The organism is Bacteroidota bacterium (genome assembly GCA_035506275.1).
Classification (GTDB): Bacteria; Bacteroidota; Ignavibacteria; order UBA10030; family UBA8401; genus JAGVPT01.
The window spans coordinates 38649-55781 of record DATJPT010000017.1 but is presented as its reverse complement, the minus strand read 5'-3'; the positions used below and the strand labels follow the sequence as shown (position 1 = coordinate 55781).

Here is a 17133-nt window from a genome sequence, read left to right as displayed (position 1 = left end):
GATTTTTCGAAATTGCCATGGGAACAGTCTTCTCACTCGCTGAATTGATCGACGTTCGTCTTCGTTGGAAAAAGGAGGGGAAGAAGGTCGTCTTTACGAACGGGGTCTTCGATATTTTGCACCGCGGCCATGTCGAGTATCTCGCCGCTTCGCGTTCTCTCGGCGATGCGCTGATCGTCGGGGTCAACAGCGACGCGTCGGTCAAAAAAATCAAGGGACCGCGCCGTCCCGTCGTCGGCGAAGAGGACCGCGCATATCTCGTGTCTCAGTTGAAGGCCGTGGACGCCGTATGCATCTTCGGCCAGGAAACTCCGTATGAAACGATCAGCGCTCTGGTCCCCGACATTCTGGTCAAAGGGGCCGATTGGAAGATCGACGACGTTGTGGGAAAAGATGTTGTCGAAAGATCGGGGGGAAAAGTCCTCACCATTCCGTTCATCCCGGATCGTTCAACGACCCTGGTGATCGAACGAATCAAGGAACTATACTCGGTCAGCGGAAAAACCACGTGATCCGTACAACATCGAAAATATTGACCTACGCCGGAATTTCCGTTGTGGCCCTCTTGTTTGCTGCGGCCGGCTTTACGCAGACTCCGCTCTTCAAGCAGACGCTGCGCTCGACGATCTATAAGGTGCTCGATGCAAACCTCAACGCGTCGGTTTATCTCGGAGAAATCAAGGGGAATCTTTTTACGGGGATTTCTATCGACACGGTTGCCGTCTACATCGATAACGCTCCGTTCGTCGAAGCAAGCAAAGCAGTGGTCCGCTACGACCCGATCCCCCTGTGGAATAAGCACATTTCTCTCGGAAGCATAGAAATTGATAACCCGTCCATTTCTCTCGTCCGTTTTTCCGACGGGACCTGGAACGTCGACAAACTCGCCAAGAAGAAAGCGGAGCCCGACACGGCTCCTTCTCCTTGGCTGGTGACCGTTAAAAACCTCCGCATCAACAACGCGCATTTTCGACTTATCGATTCAACATCCCTTGCGGCGGGGAGCCTTCCGGATTCGATAGCCCGGCGGACGTTCAATTTTTCCAACCTGGATATCGACAAGCTCAATGTTGAACTCTCGGCGTCGGTCGCAGAAAAGGAACAGAGCGCATCCATCAAGAATATTTCATTCACCGCGCCGCGCGAAGGCTTTACGCTTGCTCATTTTTCGGCCGACATCCGGCATAACGCAGTTCTTTCAGAGGTCAAAAATCTTCTCATCGTTACGCCCCGTTCGCGCGTTGAACTCTCGGCAAGGATGAGTTCCGCCGATGCGCTGAAGATCAATGATATCGCCGCCCTTCAGTTCGTTCCGGTTGAATGTTCTCTGCTGCCGAGCACCGTGGCCGCCGAGGACCTGCAGCGGTTTCTTCCGTCGCTCGATTTTCTCCGTGGTACGGTCCAGGTGGAATGCAGGACCGAAGGAGAATTCGGGAGCCTGAAAGTGAAAAAACTCCACGCCGCATTCAGCCGCTCGGTCATTAACCTGGAGGGAGGGGTCTTCAACCTTCATCGCCCCGGCGACCTCACGTTGAATATTGAGTCGAAGGGGACGTCGATCTTCCCCTCTGATGTTCCCGAGCTTCTTCCGTTCTTTCATATTCCCGACTTCGGCGGTGCGGGGCAGCTCGCGGTCGATTTTCATTATGTCGGTAAGCCGCTCGATTTCCAAGTCACCGCCGCCGCGTCGATGGACGCCGGGCGAGTTTCGGTGGACGGCGGCCTGGACCTTACGGGCGCAACGATGAAATACAAAGCGGCGTTCGGCGGAAGCGGCGTCAACCTGGGGAAATTCTTCTCTGATCCATCGCTCTCTTCTCATCTCGATTTTTCGGGGACAGTGGAAGGGGAAGGAACTTCGGTCGAAGAATTGAACTCGAAAGCGTCGGTGACCGTCGATTCGTCAACGTTCAACAAGATCTCATTCTCTCACCTTCGGATGGATATCACCGCTTCGGACCGGAACATTGCCTGCTCTGCCCTGATTCAATTCCCGAGAGGGACTGCCGACCTCCAGGCCGGATTGGATTACAACTCTGCCTCCGCGCCGTCGTACGCACTTGCGGGAACCTTCTCTCATTTTGATTTTTCGACGCTCCTGCATGACGATCACTATGATTCCGACTGTTCATTCTCATTGAAGGCCGACGGAAGGAATTTTCTGCGCGAAGATATGGCCGGCGATCTGCTCATCAGCTTTTCAGGCTCCCGGTTCGAGTCATACGCGTTTGACAGTGTCCGGGCCGAACTCCATGTCGGAGTCGATTCGACGGGGAAGAAATCTATTCGCTTTGCATCGCCGATCGCCGATGCGTCCGTCGACGGCAGCTTCACGTACGCTGGCGTCGTCGATTTAGTGAGGTCGCATGCCCGGCATTTCCAGCGGGAATATGAGAAGCAGCGGGCGCTTTTCGATACCTCCTTTGCCGCTGCGGAAACGAGCGGCGGTGAGAACCTGGACCCAGCCGTTGCCGATCCTCCTTCCCGCGAGTGCGCTCTTCAGTATTCGTTCCATCTGAAGAATCTGGAGCCCGTGGCGGTATTTTTCGGGACCAATATCTTTAACGCCGCCGGCAATGTCAGCGGATCGCTCCGCGGCAGCGCGGACACTCTTTCGGCGGAAGGAACGGTCGCGATCGCGTCGGCGAAGTACTCGACGGCCGGCGGCTACCTGATCGTGGAAAACGGATCGTTGGACTTCAGCGTTGAACACGCGGCGGCGGATAATCTTCTCGCTCCTGTCAACAGCCCCGCAGTCCATGTGCGGGCGAACGCGGGGAACCTCTTTGTCGGCGATTCGTATTTCCGGAATGCAGCGGTCGACGTCAGTCTCCACGACCGCCATGCGGAATATTCCGTCCAAAGCGACATCGACAGCACCATGAAATTCGCTGTCGAAGGGCGCGCGCAGGTTGCTCCGGACCAGTACGATTTTACGTTCGACACTTTTTCTTTCAGTTATCAGGGGTACGAGCTCGACAACGCGCAGCAGTTTTCCGCACGGGTGAGCAGGTCCGGCATCGATGTCGATTCGACGCTGTTTACTCATCAGGACGAGCAGCTCGCTTTCGGCGGCTCGATCGGTTACGGGGGGGACATCACGGCGTTTGTCCGTCTCCAGAATTTTACGCTGTCGAATATCTATCACTTCGGAAGATCTCAGAATTTCAAGTCCAACGCGATCGCGTTCGGCGGGACAGTGAACGCCAGCGGCAGGGTGAACGGGCCGATGCAGAACCCGATTCTCACCTGCGAGCTGGGGGTTTCGAATTTTGCATACCGGGGAGCGGAGTTCGGGTTTGTGAACAGCGCTGTCCGCTACGAAAACAAGGTCGCCGATTGCACCGTCCAGCTTTCCAAGGCTCCGGAGGGGCGCGACAACTTCCAATTGCTCTGCAGCGGGTCGATCCCTGTTGACCTTGCGTTCGCATCGGTCGACGATCGTTTTTCCGCGACGGGCCTGGATGTGTACCTGAAGGCGCACAATTTTGACATCAGCGTCATCGACCCTTTCATCGACCAGCTCGATGAGATGGAGGGGACGATGGAGGGCTCGGTGCACTGCACCGGGTCGCTCGACGCACCGTCGTTCAACGGGGGGATGGAATTCCGCGACGCAAAATTCCTCTTTCCCATGAACAATATGAAGTACCAGGCCGCGGGGAAGGTCGATTTCGACGGGAGTAAAATTTCGCTGACGAATTTCACGGCGAAGAATATCAGCGGCGACTATTCATCCGGCAAGATCGATTTCGGCGGCTTCATTTCGCTTCGCGGGTTCATTCCCGATGAGTACCATCTGAGGGCCAAGGGAGAATTGAAAGTTCTGCAGGAAACTTCGCGCAGCAGCGACCAGGGGGTGTACGGCGACCTCATCGCATCGACCGGCGACGAAGGTCTTTCGTTCGACGGAACGTCAGAAAATTCACGGGTCAGCGGGGCGATCTACATCAAGCAGGCGGCGCTCACGTTCCCTTCAACACGCGAGTCGGCAAACCTTGTGTCCGCCCGGTATGTGAACGTTGTCAGCGTCGACGATACGTCAAGGCAGACGGCCGATTCTCTCGTCGGTTCACGGCTCTTCGCGTATTTGCGTTCCAAAAAAGATGTGCACACGTCCAACGACCCGTCCTTTTTGGACGGGCTCGGCTACAATATCGTGATTCAGACGCAGGGGATCGTGCAGATCAGGATGATCTTCAACCCGTCGACGAACGAAGAGCTGTTCGCGGACCTGAACGGTAAGCTGGAATTGAGCAAAGAAAAGAGCAACGTGCGGCTGACGGGAACGATCAACCTGTCGGATAAGTCAAACTATAAGTTCTATAAACAATTCGATGCATCGGGTTCGCTGAAGTTTACCGGCAGGCCCGATAACCCGGAGTTGGACATTACCGCAACGTATACCGGCAGCCATCTGAAGCCGGAAACGGCGACGCAGCAGCAACAAAAAGAGGCGGCCGCACCGGCGACGGAAAAAGTGGTCGTGTCGCTGGCCATTACCGGCACACGGTACGACCCGAAGATAAAGATCGGGCTGACAACGTACGACGACAACAACAATCCGACGGAACGCACCGGCGATATCGAGTCCGACGCCATCTCGTTCCTGCTGACCTCGACGCCGGGAAGCCCCGGAAAATTCCGCGACGACCTGACGTCCAACGACAAACAGGGGATCGCGAACTCTTTGGGGGGCTCGATCGGCGGGTCGCTCATCTCCGGCTTCACCAATACACTGCTCTCAAGGATGATGCAGGACTTCCTCCGCGCCAACAACTTCACGGCGCTGAGCAATGTCGAGATTTTGTACTCGGGGACGTCGCCGGACCTCCGCCTGAGCGGTGTGGTCGGGAACGCGTACTGGTCGTTCGGAGGGAAGGTCTTTAACGACATCAACAACGCCAACGTCAGCGTCCAATGGTCGCTCGGTTCGATCATCCAGGACGACAATTTGCGGAATTTTATGTTCGAGGTCGACCGGAAAAGCGATCCACTGGAAACGGTGGATTATCGCCGGCCGACGAACGGCGCACGCGTGTATTACAAGTTCGCCTTTTAATCAGGAGTTTTGAAAGAGAGAATATGAAGAGCAGCATAGAGCAGCGGGTCATCGATTTTTTTGATGCGCATCCGCGCGAAGCATTTAAGTCCCGCCAGGTCGCGCGCAGGCTGAGCATCCGGGACGACGGCGGTTTCCAGGAGGTCCGCGAAGCGCTTCATGCCATGGTGGACAGAAAGGTTCTTTCGCATTCACGCGGGAAAGGTTATTCCCGCAGGCCGTTGGAACAGACGGTCAGGGGAATGCTCTCGATGAGCAAGCAGAAGTACGGCTTTGTCACGGTTCCCGGGTCCGCCTTCGGCGAAATCTATATCGGGCCGAAATCTCTCGGTACCGCGCTGGACGGCGACACCGTCGATGTCTCGCTGTTTGCGCCTGATCGGAATAAAAAAAGAGCCGACGAGAAAATCGAAGGGGAAATTGTCCGCGTTATCTCTCGCGCCCATGATGAGTTCGTCGGCACGCTTGAGCAGAGCAAGAATTTTTATTTCGTCGTTATCGACGACCGGAAAATTCCGCGTGACATTTATGTCGCTCCCGACGCGCTCAACGGCGCACGGCCGGGGGACAAGGTCGTTGTCGCGTTCGAGTCGTGGGAGAGCGATCTTCAGAATCCCGAAGGGCGGATCGTCGAGGTCATCGGCCGTTCGGGGGATTCGGGCGCCGAAGTTGCATCGGTGATCAAGGCATTCCGGCTGCCGACCTCTTTTCCCCGCGATGTCGAATCGTTCGTAAAGGACATTGCTGAAACCATCGCGGAGGAGGAGATCGCACGCCGCCGCGACCTCCGCGCTGTGACGTGTTTTACGATCGACCCGGACGATGCCAAAGATTTTGACGATGCTGTGTCGATCGAACCGCTGGGGCCGGGGGCGTACCGGCTTGGCGTTCATATCGCCGATGTGAGCGCGTATGTGAAGGAGGGAACGGCCCTCGATGCCGAGGCCTTCAACAGAGGGACGAGCGTTTACCTCGCGAATCAGGTGGTGCCGATGCTTCCCGAAAAACTCTCCAACGACCTGTGCAGCCTGAAACCGAACGTCGACCGGCTGGCCTATTCGTGCATCATGGATGTCAGCGAAAAGGGAAAGGTCAAAGACTATGAGATCGTCAAGAGCGTGATTAATTCAAAACGCCGGTTTACGTACGAAGACGTGGAACACATATTGGATGCCGGCAAAGGAGAGCACGCCGACGCGTTGAAGGCGCTCTGGTCTCTGGCGCGCGCGTTGAAAGAGAAGAGGATGAAAAACGGCAGCATCGACTTCGATTCCCCTGAAGCCAAGTTCCGGTATGACGACCGGGGGAAGCCCGTTGAAGTGCGTATCAAGCAGCGCCTCAAGAGCCATCAGCTCGTCGAAGAATGCATGCTCCTTGCGAACTACACCGTCGCCGCGCACGTCGGCAAGAAAAAGAAGGAAGAGGATGTGTCGCCGTTCGTCTACCGGATCCATGATTCCCCCGACAGGGAAAAAATCCGGGAACTGTCCGTCTTCGTCGAAAAATTCGGCTATTCATTAAACGTGAGCGAGTCTGTCTCGTCAAAAGATCTGCAGAAACTCCTGGACCGCGTGAGAGGCACTCCGGAAGAGAATGTGATCAACGAAGTCTCGCTGCGCGCCATGGCGAAGGCCGTATACTCGGAGAGAAACATCGGGCATTTCGGTCTGGCGTTCGACTACTACACGCATTTTACTTCGCCGATCCGCCGCTACCCGGACCTGGTTGTCCACAGGATGCTGGATGAATACGCCAAAGGAATGCCGCACGCGCGGCGGAAGCATTTCATCGAAACGCTTCCGCGGGTCTGCAAGTGGTCGTCCGACCGGGAGCGTGTTGCGATGGAAGCCGAGCGGGCCTCCGTGAAGGTGATGCAGGCGGAATATATGAAACAGCATCTTGGCGACGAATTCGAAGGGGTGATCTCGGGCGTCACCAACTACGGGATGTATGTCGAGATCAACGATCTCCTCGTCGAGGGGATGATCCATGTCCGCAACATCGGCGACGACTACTATGAACACGATGAAAAGCATTATTCGCTGGTCGGGCGGCGCACGGGACGGACATTCCGCCTGGGGGACAGCATCGCCGTGAAAGTTGTCAGTGTAAACGTCGAGAACAAAGAAATCGATTTTGCCTGCGTGGAACCGGCGCGTTCCTCGCAGCCTAAGAAGAGACGAAAGCACAAATAGGAATTTTCTTACGGCGCGCATCGTTGTAGTGGTAGGCGGTGCGCGACGGTAGGGGGAAGCGCATCGTTATCCTACACTCGTTGAGGTCCGCATGAAATTGCGCCTTTTGATCATCGCACTGCTTCTGGCTGTCGGGGCCGTAACGTCGACAGCCCAGGAAGCCGTTTTCGGTAAAAATAAGGTGAAGTACAAAAAATTCAACTGGTGGTACATCCAATCGAACCACTTCGACATTTATTTCAACGACAACGGAGAATATCTCGCCAACTTCACGGCGGCCGCCGCCGAATCGGCATACACCCTCATCAGCAAGAGCTTCCATTACGAGATCAACAACCGCATCCCGATCATGGTCTATAATTCCCACAACGACTTTCAGCAGACCAATGTCCTGGGGGAATATCTGGAGGAAGGGATCGGCGGTGTGACGGAGCTGTTCAAGAACAGGGTGGTGGTCCCGTTCGAAGGCAATTATAAAATGTTTCGGCATGTGATCCACCACGAGCTCGTTCATGCCGTCTTCAACGATATGTTCTACGGCGGGTCGATCCAATCGATCATCTCCAACAACATCCGCCTCCAGTTGCCCATGTGGTTCAACGAAGGAATGGCGGAATACCAATCGCTCCATTGGGATACGAATTCGGATATGTTCATGCGCGATGCGACGATCCACACGTACCTCCCGCCGATCGATTATTTGAGCGGATACTTTGCCTACCGGGGCGGCCAGTCGGTCTGGTATTACATCGCGAACAAGTACGGCGACCAAAAGATCGCGGAGATCCTGAACCGGATCAAGGGATCGCGCAGCATCGACCAGGGCTTTAAGAATGCACTCGGGCTGAGCGTCTCCGAACTCAACGACCGCTGGCAGAAGGAGCAAAAGGTTCTCTATTGGCCCGATATTGCGAAACGGGAAGACCCGGCCGACTTCGCAACGCGGCTCACGAACCACGTGAAGGAAGCCGACTTCTATAACACCAGCCCTTCCATTTCGCCGCAAGGGGATAAAGTTGCATTCATCTCGGACCGCGACGATTATTTCGATGTCTACATTATGTCCACGATCGACAATAAGGTCACAAAGATCGTCGACGGCCAGCGGACGAAGAATTTTGAGGAACTGCATCTGCTCACGCCGGGCATCACCTGGTCTCCCGACGGGAAGAAGATCGCTCTTGCCGTGAAGAGCGGGGAGAGCGATGCCATTTTCATCGTGGACGCTGCGACGGGGAATCAGGAAAAGATCCAATTTCAGCTGGAAGGGATTTTTTCCGTCGACTGGTCGCCGAAAGGGGACAAACTCGCCTTTGTCGGGGACGATGCCAAGGAATCGGACATCTACCTCTACGACCTCGCGACGAAGAACCTGACGAACCTGACCGACGATATTTTTTCGGATTCCGACCCGCACTGGTCGCCTGACGGGAAGACGATCTATTTCGTGTCCGACAGGCGGGACAACCTGGACCGGAACGCGATTCCGGCGAACTTCAAGATGTCGAAATACGACTTCTCCGAGTCGGATATCTATTCGCTGAGCCTCGAGACGATGGAGATCAAGCGTATCATCCACTACGACGGAAGCGATGCGACATCGCCGGTCGTCTCGCCGGACGGAACGAAGTTGCTCTATGTCTCCGACCGGAACGGCATCGGCAATATTTATGAACGCAACCTTGTCACCGGCGCGGACCGTCCTGTGACCAACTCGATCAGCGGCCTTTTCCAGCTTTCGCTGTCGGCGGACGGCAATAAGCTTTCATTCGCCGCGTTGAACGAAGCGGGATTCGACATCTACTTAATGAAGGCGCCGTTTGACAAGAAATTGGCGGTCTCGGAGCTTGAGCCTGCCGAGTTCATCAAAAGAAAAATGAAGCTGGCGCAGAAAGGAACCGGTCAGGGCGCAAAGGACTCGACGAACGTAGCGGCAAACGCGGCCCCCAAGGATACCGCGGGAGTGTACGGCGACCGTGTCCACATCGACTTCCAGAATTACGTTTTCTCCGACGAGCAGCCAAGGGAAAAGATGCCGTCGGCCGACCTGGAATCCAACGGCAAACAGCTTGAGCCGAGCGACAACGTGGACGAACAGGGGAACTACAAGGTGAACAAGTACAAGCTTAATTTTTCGCCGGACATCATTTACGGCAACGCCGGGTACAGCACATTTTATGGAGTGGAGGGGACGACCGAGATGGCGTTCAGCGACATGCTCGGCGACCATCAGATCTATTTTCTCACGAACCTGATGCTCGATCTGGAGAACAGCGATTACGTGATCGCCTACAATTACCTCAAGACGAAGGTTGATTACGGGGTCGAAGGATTCCACAGCGCGCGGTTCCTCTATCTGTACGATCAGACGGGAAACGTTTCGTTGTACCGCTTTCAGACGTGGGGAATAGGCAGTTCAGCGTCATATCCGCTGGATAGATTCAACCGGTTCGATTTCAACCTGGCATGGCTCAACCTCTCCAGACAGAATCTCGACGACCCGGAACTGAACGCCCCGACCGACGAGCGGAACCTCATCATGCCCTCGATCAGCTACGTTCACGATAACTCGCTGTGGGGCATCACCGCCCCGGATAACGGGACCCGCTATAATATCACCGCGATGTTCAGCCCGGCGCTGACAGCCGGGGACCACTCGCTCGATTTTCAGACCTATACGCTGGACTACCGGACGTATCAAAAATTCTGGAGAGATTATTCATTCGTCATCCGATGGGCCGGAGGGGTCAGCGAGGGAAGGAACGCGCAGAGATTTTTCATCGGCGGGACGGACGGGTGGATCAACCGGGAATTTGCGAACGGCGGCATTCCGATCAACAACGTCGAGGATTACGCCTTCCTGTCGCCGGCACTGCCGATGCGCGGGTTTGACTATAATGCGAAGAACGGCACGAAATATGCCCTGATGAACTACGAACTCCGTTTTCCGCTCATCCGTTATCTGGTGACCGGCGGACTTCCGATCGCCGCGCAGAACATTACCGGAGCGCTCTTCGCCGATATCGGTTCGTCCTGGACGGACGACAAGGCATACAGGTTCTTTGCTAAGAACGACCAGGGGAATGAAATTGCGGAAGATCTGCTCATGGGCACCGGGTACGGAGTGCGGGTCATCTTGTTCGGACTTCCGCTGAAGTTCGACGTTGCCTGGGCGTTTGACGGACAATCGTTCTCCGTCCCGTTGTATTATATCTCGCTCGGAGGAGATTTCTAGCGCTCGATTGACGTGTTGAAAAAAGAAAGGGCGATGATATTCTCATCGCCCTTGGTCTTTTAAAGGAACGAAGGGATCAGCGTGCGGTTTCTGATCTTTTGATCTGCCTGCTCCAATAATAATAGAACGGGAGTCCCGCCAAAAGCAAAAAGAGCCCCACCATCGAATCCGCTGTTTGCTGGACGATCGTGTTATAGACGAACCAGGTCGCAACCACAATGAAAGCGATCGGAATATAGGGATATCCCGGCACTTTGTAGGGACGCGGTGTATCCGGCATTTTCTTCCTCAAGACAAACACCGCCGAAGCGCCGAGCGCGTAAAAGATCCATCCGGCAAAGATGACGTACGTAAAGATCTGGTCGTATGTTCCGGTCAAGGTAAGAATGGAAGCCCACACCCCTTGGACAAGAAGGGACGTTCCCGGTGTCCGGTATTTAGGATGGATCGTTCCGAGGCTTTTGAAGAAGAGTCTGTCTTTTGCCATCGCAAAATAGACGCGAGCCGTCGTCATCGAGGTGGCGTTGACCGTGCCGAATGTTGAGACCATCACCATGGCCGAAATGATCGCGCCGCCGTAACCGCGAAAAATTCTTTCCATCACATCCGCTGCAACGAGCTTCGAGTTCGCGATCTCTCCGATCGGAAGGATGTAAAGATACGCAAGGTTTGTGGCGACATAGATCGCGATGATGATGATCGTGCCGAGGACGAGTGCCAGCGGGATGTTCTTCTTCGGCTCCTTCACCTCCCCCGCCAGGTACGTGAGACTATTCCAGCCGTCGTAGGACCAGAGCGTGGCGATCATTGCGACGCCGATCGCGCTCAGCAGGGCGCCCGATGCGGGCGCTCCCCACAACGGGAAAAAATTTGCCGTGCTGCCGTGGCCCACGGTGAACGCCAGCACGACGATCCCGCCGATCGCCAGAACTTTCAGGAAGGTGAAAAAGTCCTGCACAAACCCGCCGATGTGAACACCGAAATAATTCACGACAGCAAGGAGCACGATGGCGCTGATCGCGATAAGACTGACGCCGATGTCCTTGAGAGGATAAATATTTCCGATGAGAGGAAGTTTCCATGCTTCGAGGGCGGGGCTGAAATGGGGAAGGTCGACGAAGTACCCGAAATAACGGGCAAAGGCAACGGCGATCGCGGCGATGGAGCCGGTTTGGTAGACGATGAACGTCGTCCACCCATACAAAAAGGCGGTCAGGTCGCCGTACGTCACGCGAAAAAAGACGTACTGCCCGCCGGCTTCCGGGATCATGCCGGCGATCTCCGCATTCGTCAGCGCGCCGGCAAGCGTCAGCAACCCGGTGAGAATCCAGACGAAGATCATCACTCCCGGCACCTGAACCGTGGCTGCGATGCTCTGCGGCGTCAGAAAAATTCCGGAACCGACGACGGAGCCGATGACAACCATGACGGCCGAAATGAGACCGAGGCGGCGGGCTAGGGTCGGTTCGGTGTCGCTTGTGTCATTCGTTGTCATGGTTTTCCCTGAAAATGTCGAACATGACTGAGAGGGACCTTGGGTTTAGAAACAAGAAAACCTACATCATTGTGAGTCGGCAAAAACGATGGAGGCGGTTGATCGATGGGCTTCTTTCGACAAGATAAAATAAGCATTGGTGAATGGAAATGCAAATCGCGGAACTCGGCGCCGTTCAACTCCGACGCAGGCGGTGTTGTTTCCTCAGCAGTCGATTCAGGTCGAGCTGGAATTTCAGCAGGTTCAACCTCCGCGCGAGAACGACGACGGTTCCGGCGGTCACGGTTTCCGCCGTGCCGAGCACGGCGAGAACCCACCCGTTGTGCACGAATTGCGGGAACCACACGAAGATGATCATCGAAGCGACCGGCGAGACCATTCCGCCGATGAAAAGCCCGAGTCGTGCAGGGTTCGTGAAGTCCTGTATCACGGCGAGAACCCAGCGGGAACGTTGCTTCTGCGGCGGGAGCTTCTTTTCGTTCACGAGGTCGTCAACGCATTCTTTGTACATGCGAATGCTCTGAAGCGCAGTGGTGAGCGATAACGCGACCGAGGTGACGCCGAAGAGAAACCCCGCCAGTGCAAGGTTTCCGAGGTCAAGCAAATGGTCGACCTCAAACGCCCCGTATGTGGCGAGCAGGAAGACCGGAATGAGGAGGCGTGAACGGACGATCAGCTGCTTCCAGGTGAACCCCGACCCCCGCAAGGCGAACAGCTCTGCGGTTTCGGCAAGCACGTCGTCGGTCGACGCCGCGACGAGCTTGCCGATGCCGCGAGTGTACATTTCGAAAACCTGGGCGACCGGTCCAATGAACAACAGCGCCTTGATGATCGCCTGCCCCGTCGCCGTCCTTGTGTCGGCGTTGTCGAAGGTCATTCGGTTGGTGACGTGCCGGATGATGATGGGGGAGATCGCTTCGTTCAATTCGTCGACAATCCTCCGGTCGATCGATGTCGCGCCCAGATTCCCCTCATCCACCAGAACAAATTTTTTGAAGTCGAGCCGGTGCGAAAGGATGACGGCGATCTCTTCGTCGAGGTCGACGCCGTTTCTTGCGGCCGCTTCGTGGTCGGCAGGAAGAAACGACGGCCGCGTTTGGGTCAACAGCAATCGAGGCAGCCAGGTGATGATCGTCCGGTGCTGGCTGATGACCGCGATGTTGTTGATGGCGGTCAACACCCGTTCGGGTGTCTTTTCTACAGTGCGGATGCCGATCGCTTTCCCGCTTTTGAATACTTTCACGATCCGGTTTTTCAGCGAGGGATCTTTTTGCAGCGCGTAGCGGAGTTCTTTCGGAAGGAGGTCAGGAAATTCCAGTTCTTCTTCCAGCGAGATGACATGGACGTTGTACACGCCTGCGGGAGGAGCCATTTGAAAGCGAAGAAGCCGCACGAGGAATCGCGGAAGCCTCAAGCTCTGAAGGCGCTGAATGAATGCCATGGGAGTTGACGGTGATTGGAACGTAGAGAGAACTCGTTCGACAACGCATGAAGGACGAATGTTAATAAAAAACCCCGCTTCGATAAAAAAACGGGGTTTTATATTCTCAGCAAAGATCCAAAGAATTACTTCGTGGAATCTGCTTTCATCATATTGCTCTTCATCTTCTTCTTGTCCTTGGCCATCTTCTTCTTGTCTTTTGACATTTTCTTCTTGTCCTTGGCCATCTTCTTCTTGTCTTTCGCCATCTTCTTCTTGTCCTTGGCCATCTTTTTCTTATCCTTCTTCATCATGGTACTTTTTGCAGGCGGAGTCTGCGAATTATCCTGCGGCTTCATCGCATCCTGTGCAAAGGACAGCGAGAAAGCAAACACTACTGCCAGCAACATACTACAGAGACGTTTCATTCAACAACCGCTCCTTTCAAAAAATGTAGATTAGATTGATGTGGGTTAATGTACTTAGGCTTGATTTCTCTGTGGCTCAACTTAGGATATTGTCATTTCATTGTCAAGTGAAAAGCGGTCAGTTGCGCAAGAGCGGGAGGAGCACGGTGAATTCGCTCCCCTTATTGACCTCACTTTGGACGTATATTGTTCCCCCATGAATCTCGGTAATCCACCGGGCGATCGAGAGCCCCAATCCGGTCCCCCCCATGTCGCGGGAACGTCCCTTATCGACCCTGTAAAACCTGTCGAAAATCTTCGATTGCTCGTCGGCGGGTATGCCGATGCCGTTATCTTTAACAATTATCTTGGCGGAACCGTTCTCCCGGACCAGCGATAATTCGATCGTCCCTTTTTTGGGGGTGTATTTGATGGCGTTGTCGAGCAGATTCAACACCAGCTGGCGAAGCCGTACTGTGTCGCCGGACACAGTCAGATTGTCGACCTGTTCGAGGGTAACGCGGATGTGCTTTTTCTCGGCAAGCATTTCGCTGTCCTCGTGCAATTCCCGGATGATCGGCGCGAGCGCTACTTTTTCGAACGTGAATGCCGATTTTCCGATGTCCCCCTTGGCAAGCATCAGGAGATTTTCGATGATGGAAGACATGCGGAGGATCTCGTCGAGCGTGCTGGAGAGAATGCGCCGGTACCCTTCGTTCGTCTGTTTCGAACGGAGGGCGAGCTCAAGTTCGCCCCGCATGATCGTGAGCGGTGTGCGAAGCTCATGCGACGCATCGATGGAAAATTGCTTTGTCTGGTCGAACGAACTTTGCAGACGCCCGATCATGTCGTTGAACGTGGAGATCAGCCTTCCGATCTCGTCGTCCACGTCCACCGAAAGAATGCGCTGGTCCAGATTCTGCGCTGTGATGTCGCGCGCCGTTCTCGTGATCTTGTCGACCGGCTTCAGCGATTTGTTCGCGAGGAACCATCCTCCTAGCACCGAGAGGATCAGCGCGACCGGCACGAGGATGACAAAAATCGAAAAGAGGTTTCCCAGCACTTCGCTGATCTCCGCCTCGGGATAGGCGACGAAGATCTTCACGTAGGCGTTCTGAGTGACGGCAAGACGCAAGGGCTGCCCCTGTGCATCGTAGATCGTCACCAGCTTCGTCGTGTTGTACGGGATGTCCTCGAAGATAATATCCTCTTTTCCCAGGCTGTATGATTTGTAGAGGATGTCCCCGTTGCGGTCGCGGATCTGAATGATCTGCTTCTTGGGGCTCAGCAGCGTGTGCTCGTAGATCTGGTTCCAGATCTGGTCGAACTCGACGGAATCGGCCTCGGTCACTTCCACTTCGTGCGAACGTTTGACCTTTTTCTCCTGCTTTTTCGGCTGCGCCGACGGCTTTGACCGCTGCTGTTTGAGCTTCACTTTGCGCGCCTGTGGTTCAATGAAGTTCTTCAGCCAGACGACCTCGTTGCGGAGCGAATAGTCAAGGCTGGCAAGGAGGTTCTCTTGCGTAAAGAGATACGCCGTAGCGCCGAACCCGAACAGCGTGACGCCGAGGATCAGCGTATACCATGCCGTCAGTTTCAGCCGTATCGAATGAAGGTATTTCATTTCAGGATGCTTTCATCATGTAGCCGACACCGCGCACGGTGTGGATCAGCTTTCTTTCAAATTCGCCGTCGATCTTGTTGCGCAAATGGTTGATATACACGTCGATGATGTTCGTGCCGGTATCGAAGTTATAGTTCCAAATGTGCTCGGAGATGATCGTACGGCTCAGCACTTTGTTGGTGTTCCGCATGAAATATTCCAGGAGGGTGTATTCTTTTCCGGTCAACTCGATGGTATTTTTCCCCCGTGTCGCCTTGTGCGAAACGAGGTCGAGCGTCAGGTCAGCAACGGTGAGCGCCGTCGATTTTTCCGGTCCGCCGCGCCGGAGGAGGGACCGAACGCGCGCCAACAGCTCAGCGATGGCAAACGGCTTCACCAAATAATCGTCCGCCCCCGTATCGAGGCCTTTCACTTTATCCTCGACGGAGCCTTTTGCCGTGATCATGAGCACGGGCGTCGATACATGTTTTGCCCGGAGTTCTTTCAACATCGTTAACCCGTCTTTCTTGGGCATCAGGATGTCAAGAATGATCAGGTCGAACGATCCTTCCGCGGCGAGTTCCCCTCCCTTGTCGCCGTCCAAGGCCACTTCGACGGTGTAACGATCCTCTTCCAATCCCTTTTTTATGAACGCGCCGACTTTTTTTTCGTCTTCGACAACCAATATTTTCATTAAAACTTCCTTTTTGCGCTGGGAATTCCGGTACTATATTAAAACACTTTGAGTCGATTTGCAATATTGTTTTGGAAAAGTGGTCCGTTTTCTCTATATTCAACGTCGAAATGATGAATAAACTCGCAGCGGCGTTTATCGTCCTCCTCGGTTTTACCAATTGGTCGTGCGGTCTTCTTCAAACGGTCGCGGTGAATTCCACCACGGGCATCGTCGACAACGGCCTCAGCGCGATTTTTGAAGAATCCGACCTCACGCTCGCCGAGCAATCGATACCTGCAAATCTCACCCTCCTCGAAGCGCTCTATCGGTCGAAAGACAACGACGATGACCACCTTGCATTGCTGTTAACGCAGGGCTTCACCGGATACGCTCTTGGTTTTGTGGAAGACACAGACCCCGTGCGGGCGAAAGCGCTCTACAGCCGCGCACGCGACTACGGACTGTCCGTGCTGAAGAAGAACAAAAAATTCAGCGCAGCGTTCGACGGCACGCCGGAAGAATTCAAGTCAGGGGTCGGTTCGTTCTCGAACGACGATGTCCCGATGATTTTCTGGACGGCAAATGCCTGGGGAAATCTGATCAAGCTCAGCATCGCAGACCCTTCGGCCGTGGCCGAACTTCAAAAAGTCAATTCGCTGATGGAATTTGTCCTCCGAAACGATGAACGCTTCTACTATGGCAGCGCTCACCTCTATTTCGGAACGATTCTGGCGACGATACCAAAGAATCTCGGCGGCAAGCCCGACAGCGCAAAAGCTCATTTTGACAAGTGTCTGCAGATCGGGGAAGGAAAATTTCTTCTTCCCTACGTTTATATGGCGCAGAGCTATACGGTCCAGATCCAGGATAAAGCGCTCTTTGAATCCTTGCTGAAGACAGTGGAAGATGCGTCCATCGACATCCTCCCGGAACAGCGTCTCGTCAACGCTGTTGCCAAGCAAAAAGCGAAAGCATTGCTCGCTAAAGAAGGCGACCTGTTCTTCTAGGCCAGCATATCCCACTCATCGATCAGAATTATC

General features: G+C 54.7%; 10 protein-coding genes. 5 read left to right on the top strand and 5 right to left on the bottom strand.

Going from position 1 to position 17133, the window contains the following annotated elements; all coding sequences use genetic code 11:
* The first annotated feature begins 17 nt into the window (after window positions 1-17).
* The 4 genes from rfaE2 to VMF88_11965 all read left to right on the top strand — a co-directional run bounded on the left by rfaE2 (window position 18) and on the right by VMF88_11965 (window position 10492).
* A complete protein-coding gene (gene rfaE2 / locus VMF88_11980; GenBank protein HTY11777.1) occupies window positions 18-512 on the top strand; it encodes a D-glycero-beta-D-manno-heptose 1-phosphate adenylyltransferase in 495 nt (164 codons plus the stop codon).
* Complete coding sequence (locus VMF88_11975; GenBank protein HTY11776.1) at window positions 509-5062, top strand: translocation/assembly module TamB domain-containing protein; 4554 nt, start codon at window positions 509-511, stop codon at window positions 5060-5062. The genes rfaE2 and VMF88_11975 overlap by 4 nt, the downstream gene beginning before the upstream one ends.
* 23 nt (window positions 5063-5085) lie before the next feature.
* Window positions 5086-7257 carry a ribonuclease R gene (gene rnr, locus VMF88_11970; GenBank protein ID HTY11775.1) on the top strand — a complete coding sequence of 724 codons (2172 nt, stop codon included), beginning with the start codon at window positions 5086-5088 and terminating at the stop codon, window positions 7255-7257.
* 91 nt (window positions 7258-7348) lie between these two features.
* Window positions 7349-10492 carry a biopolymer transporter Tol gene (locus VMF88_11965; GenBank protein ID HTY11774.1) on the top strand — a complete coding sequence of 1048 codons (3144 nt, stop codon included), beginning with the start codon at window positions 7349-7351 and terminating at the stop codon, window positions 10490-10492.
* A gap of 76 nt (window positions 10493-10568) precedes the next feature.
* On the opposite strand, the gene VMF88_11960 is transcribed toward VMF88_11965, so the two are convergent.
* The 5 genes from VMF88_11960 to VMF88_11940 form a co-directional block, all read right to left on the bottom strand.
* Window positions 10569-11987, bottom strand: coding sequence for an amino acid permease (locus VMF88_11960; GenBank protein HTY11773.1), 1419 nt, complete (start codon window positions 11985-11987; stop codon window positions 10569-10571).
* Between the two features lie 175 nt (window positions 11988-12162).
* On the bottom strand, window positions 12163-13428 hold the full coding sequence (locus VMF88_11955) for a hypothetical protein (GenBank protein HTY11772.1): 1266 nt from the start codon (window positions 13426-13428) through the stop codon (window positions 12163-12165).
* A gap of 125 nt (window positions 13429-13553) precedes the next feature.
* Complete coding sequence (locus tag VMF88_11950; GenBank protein ID HTY11771.1) at window positions 13554-13835, bottom strand: hypothetical protein; 282 nt, start codon at window positions 13833-13835, stop codon at window positions 13554-13556.
* 118 nt (window positions 13836-13953) lie between these two features.
* Window positions 13954-15438 carry an ATP-binding protein gene (locus tag VMF88_11945; protein HTY11770.1) on the bottom strand — a complete coding sequence of 495 codons (1485 nt, stop codon included), beginning with the start codon at window positions 15436-15438 and terminating at the stop codon, window positions 13954-13956.
* A gap of 1 nt (window position 15439) precedes the next feature.
* Window positions 15440-16111, bottom strand: a complete 672-nt coding sequence (locus tag VMF88_11940; protein ID HTY11769.1) for a response regulator transcription factor — start codon at window positions 16109-16111, stop codon at window positions 15440-15442.
* Window positions 16112-16221: 110 nt separating this feature from the next.
* Here VMF88_11940 and VMF88_11935 point away from each other — a divergent pair, with 110 nt between their 5' ends.
* Entirely contained in the window at window positions 16222-17100 is an 879-nt protein-coding gene (locus VMF88_11935; protein HTY11768.1) for a TRAP transporter TatT component family protein, read from the top strand.
* Window positions 17101-17133: the final 33 nt, after the last annotated feature.

Excerpts from the sequence above, each read along its gene's own strand:
- VMF88_11935 (HTY11768.1), top strand. The coding sequence starts at position 16,222 with ATGATGAATAAACTCGCAGCGGCGTTTATCGTCCTCCTCGGTTTTACC.
- VMF88_11940 (HTY11769.1), bottom strand. The coding sequence starts at position 16,111 with ATGAAAATATTGGTTGTCGAAGACGAAAAAAAAGTCGGCGCGTTCATA.
- VMF88_11945 (HTY11770.1), bottom strand. The coding sequence starts at position 15,438 with ATGAAATACCTTCATTCGATACGGCTGAAACTGACGGCATGGTATACG.
- VMF88_11965 (HTY11774.1), top strand. The coding sequence starts at position 7,349 with ATGAAATTGCGCCTTTTGATCATCGCACTGCTTCTGGCTGTCGGGGCC.
- VMF88_11960 (HTY11773.1), bottom strand. The coding sequence starts at position 11,987 with ATGACAACGAATGACACAAGCGACACCGAACCGACCCTAGCCCGCCGC.
- VMF88_11955 (HTY11772.1), bottom strand. The coding sequence starts at position 13,428 with ATGGCATTCATTCAGCGCCTTCAGAGCTTGAGGCTTCCGCGATTCCTC.
- rfaE2 (HTY11777.1), top strand. The coding sequence starts at position 18 with ATGGGAACAGTCTTCTCACTCGCTGAATTGATCGACGTTCGTCTTCGT.
- rnr (HTY11775.1), top strand. The coding sequence starts at position 5,086 with ATGAAGAGCAGCATAGAGCAGCGGGTCATCGATTTTTTTGATGCGCAT.
- VMF88_11950 (HTY11771.1), bottom strand. The coding sequence starts at position 13,835 with ATGAAACGTCTCTGTAGTATGTTGCTGGCAGTAGTGTTTGCTTTCTCG.